Annotated in this window: 2 protein-coding genes and 1 pseudogene; all 3 read left to right on the top strand. The window is 34.0% G+C overall.

The genetic code is table 11. From position 1 onward, the window contains the following. Positions 1 to 878, top strand: a pseudogene (locus OQ279_RS18080) (hypothetical protein); the annotation flags it as partial. A gap of 462 nt (positions 879 to 1340) precedes the next feature. Then, positions 1341 to 2882: an IS21 family transposase gene (gene istA, locus OQ279_RS18075; protein ID WP_205835790.1), complete on the top strand. Its 1542-nt coding sequence runs from the start codon at positions 1341 to 1343 to the stop codon at positions 2880 to 2882. A gap of 2 nt (positions 2883 to 2884) precedes the next feature. After that, on the top strand, positions 2885 to 3649 hold the full coding sequence (gene istB, locus OQ279_RS18070; protein ID WP_025909801.1) for an IS21-like element helper ATPase IstB: 765 nt from the start codon (positions 2885 to 2887) through the stop codon (positions 3647 to 3649). Positions 3650 to 3794 lie beyond the last annotated feature (145 nt).

Raw genomic sequence — 3794 nt, 5'->3', positions numbered from 1 at the left:
ACATTTGTCCAACTTGTAATCAACCAATATCGGATACATTGCTAGTAAGTCAGAATGTAGCAGATGTAATGAGTATTGATGATAACATTAAACATTTAAAATCTCAGGAAAAACTATTTGAGTTTGCTATAGAGCAGAAGAAAACAAATATAAAAAATATTGAAAGTAACATTAGTATTTTAGAAAATACAGTATCAAAACTGTATCGACTTTCAAGAGTTACTAGAAATGATATCTTTGCCATTGATGGTTCGGTTTCAGAAAGTACTATTTATAAAAAGGTAGAGTTAAATAAAACAATAGAGGAATTAGAAAAAGTAAAAACAGATATAGAGGAGACCAAAGAGGAATTTAAGCAATTGTCAGATGTTTGGAAACAATATCTTGCAGATTTAAATAAATTGCCTGAAAATAAGTTTACTAATTTAGACGAAAGAAAAATTAAATCGCTAAGAGATAACTTTGTTTCAAACCTTAAAGTATTTGGGTATAGGAGTTCTTCTGATATTAATAAAGTAATGATATCGAAGGATACATTTATGCCTACAATAGAGAACTTCGATTTAAAATTTGATTCATCGGCTAGTGACCATATTAGAAGGATTTGGGCATTTACTATAGCACTAGTACAGACTTCTAATGAGATGAACGGGAATCATCCGGGAATTCTAATATTTGATGAACCGGGTCAGCATAGTATAGTAGTTGAGGATATGGAAGCTTTCTTAGATAGTTTAAAAATATTGGCAGCTAAGACTCAAGTAATTGTAGGAATAACGATCAAGGAAACTGATACCCGAGAGGTGATATTCAAGAAAATTTCAGAGGGTTGTAAAGGAATTATAATTAAAGATAGAGCATTTAATAAATTGAGCTAACTTTTTCAACATCAATCTCCCGCAGTTGGACACATATTGCGAATAAGAACAAAACAAAGTCATTTGCTACGCAGTACTAATAAACTTTGCAGAAAACTTTCATATGAGGCGGTCACTCTTTTAGGGTGATCGTTTTGTCGTATTAGACTCATACTACGCAGCAAATGTTTTCATTTATGAAAGAATGTACTTTTTCTTAGAGGTTTTATTTATAGGAACTAGGTATTCAACAAACGGGCCAGATTATGGAGTAACATTTAATTAGGAAATTGGATTTGTGAAGAATTATACTAAAAGTAGCTTGGTGTGACTGCTAGAATAAAGTGTACAGTTTTTGCTTGATAAGATGAAACGCTTATTTACCCAAATATACCAGCAAAAAATATCAACCTATCACTGTAAAATGATCATAGTTCATACTTGCAGTGGAGGTTAGCGAAGGTGGATAAGTGGGAAATGTACATGGAGATAAAGCAATTATTAAAGCAAGGATTTAGTCAGACAAAGATAGCTGAAAAGTTAGGGGTTTCTCGAACAACTGTTTACAGGCACTTAAAGAGATCTCCTTCGGAGATGGCGGAATGGGTTGATTCTCTTCAGTATAAAAAGAAAAAATTAGATCCATATAAAGAACTGATTTTATCTTGGTTGAGAATGCATCCGGATATGTCAGCAGCACAAGTTTATGATTGGCTTTTAGAGAAATATAAAGATCTAACTGTTGGAGAAAGTACAGTAAGAACATATGTAAAAGCATTAAGAGAAGAATACAAAATAAATAAGGAAACATCTCCTCGAATGTATGAGGCAATTCCTGATCCCCCAATGGGAGAACAAATGCAAGTAGATTTTGGTCATACGAGACAAAAAACTGTTGATAATAAGGAAGCCAAACTCAACTTTATAGCTTTTGTCTTATCACATTCTAGACAAAAGTATAAAGAGTGGTTGGATAGACCATTTACAACACGGGATGTTATACAAGCCCATGAGAACGCGTTTAAATGGTATGGAGGAATGACCAATGAGATCGTTTATGACCAAGATAGTTTAATTGTTGTTAGCGAAAATGGTGGAGATCTAATTTTAACTAAAGAATTTCAGCAGTATAGAGAATCCAGAGGAATAAACCTTCGGGTTTGTAGAAAAGCTGACCCTGAGAGTAAGGGAAGAATAGAAAATGTAGTTGGATTTATCAAACAAAACTATGCCAAACATAGAGTGTTTCATAACATCGACTCTTGGAATGAGCAAGGGTGGGAATGGCTGAACAGAACGGGTAACTATAAAATACACAATACAACAAAAAAGAGACCATTCGAAGTGTTCCTCCTGGAAAAGCAACACTTAAAACCAGTCTCCCAAAATATAGATATTCAAAATAACTATGAGATAAGTATAGCAAGATGTGTTCATAAGGACAATACTATTCGTTACCAATCTAATCGGTACTCTCTTCCACTTGGAACTTATAACAAATATGAAAAAGTATGTATCAAGGAAACGGAGACTAAAGAATTAGTTATTTATATACCTGATACTGGCGAAATTATTGCAAAACATTCAATTCCCGAAGGGAAAGGGATGTTAATAAAAGATAAAAAACATAGTAGGGATCGTACAAAAGGTGTTGGAGCATTCATTAATACAGTGGCTGAGAGATTTGAAGATAAAGAACTAGCCTTTAAATATTTAGAGAAGGTTAGGGAAAAAAATCCTCGTTACATTAAAGACCAGTTGCAAATCATCTTGCGCGAAACAAAAGGTATCGATAACGAAGTACTGACTAAAGCGTTAGCAGAGTGTTTAAAAAGGAAATTATACAGTGCAACTGATTTTGGCGATATCATTGCATATGTGAAACGTCAGCGCCAGGTACATGAAACAGTTATTGATAAAAAGAAAGAAGTTAAGACTTTGAACAGGCTATCAGAATGGGTTTTAGAAACAGAAGCATACAAAAGAAAAGTAGATACTTACACGGTTTTAATGGAGGTTGAATAGCGATGAGCCAAATCCAACAATTACAAGACATAATGAAAGGGTTAAGACTCGTTGAAACTGCCAAGCATCTCCCCCATTTGATCAGAGAAGCTGAGCAAAAAGACCTTTCATTTACTCAATTCCTGTTAGATGTCACTTCTTATGAGCAAACTCGAAGAGAAGAAAAGCAACTAAACAACCGATTAAAGTGGGCAACTTTTCCTTTCAGCAAAACACTTGAGGAGTTTAATTTAAAAGAACAAAAGTCTTTAAGCAACAAACAACTAAATAGATTAAAAGATTTAACTTGGATAGAACAGCTGTACAATTTGATTTTATTAGGGCCACCAGGTGTAGGTAAAACTCACCTGGCCGTAGGCCTAGGAATAGAGGCTATTAACCAAGGGTATAAAGCGATATTCACATCAATGGGAGATTTAATTCATAACCTGAAAACAGAAGAAATCACACGAAAGTCAAAAGCAAGAATGAAAAGAATTAGAGAGGCTGATTTAGTCATAATAGATGACTTAATGTTTATGGCAATGGATCAACAAGAAGCTAATATGTTCTTTCATTTAATTAATGACTTGTATAATCAGTCTTCCATTATCTTGACCTCTAATAAGGCACCAAAAGAATGGGGAGAATTATTGGGTGATCAAGCTATAACAACAGCAATTCTAGATAGGATTCTTCACCGAGTAGAAATCATTCATTTAAATGAAGATAGTTATCGTATGAAGCATCGTTCTACCATATTTGGGGAACAAAGTGTTTCAAAATAACGAGCAAAAATTGTTTCATTCTACTTGACGGTCACATCTGCCCTTGAAGAGAAAATTAGTCCGGAAATGGCTTTCCGTTCCGATAGAAAAGCAATTCGCTTTATTGATGAGGAAACGTTAAGCACTGCATTTCTACACTGTGAAA

Origin of the sequence: Salinimicrobium profundisediminis (genome assembly GCF_026241755.1) — a bacterium.
GTDB classification, from domain to species: domain Bacteria; phylum Bacteroidota; class Bacteroidia; order Flavobacteriales; family Flavobacteriaceae; genus Salinimicrobium; species Salinimicrobium profundisediminis.
Note: the sequence above shows the minus strand (reverse complement) of the source record. Positions and strands in the feature narration are given on the sequence as shown.

What these genes read in the sequence shown, in the direction of transcription:
- istA (WP_205835790.1), top strand. Translation starts at nt 1,341, where the DNA reads ATGGAGATAAAGCAATTATTAAAGCAAGGATTTAGTCAGACAAAGATA.
- istB (WP_025909801.1), top strand. Translation starts at nt 2,885, where the DNA reads ATGAGCCAAATCCAACAATTACAAGACATAATGAAAGGGTTAAGACTC.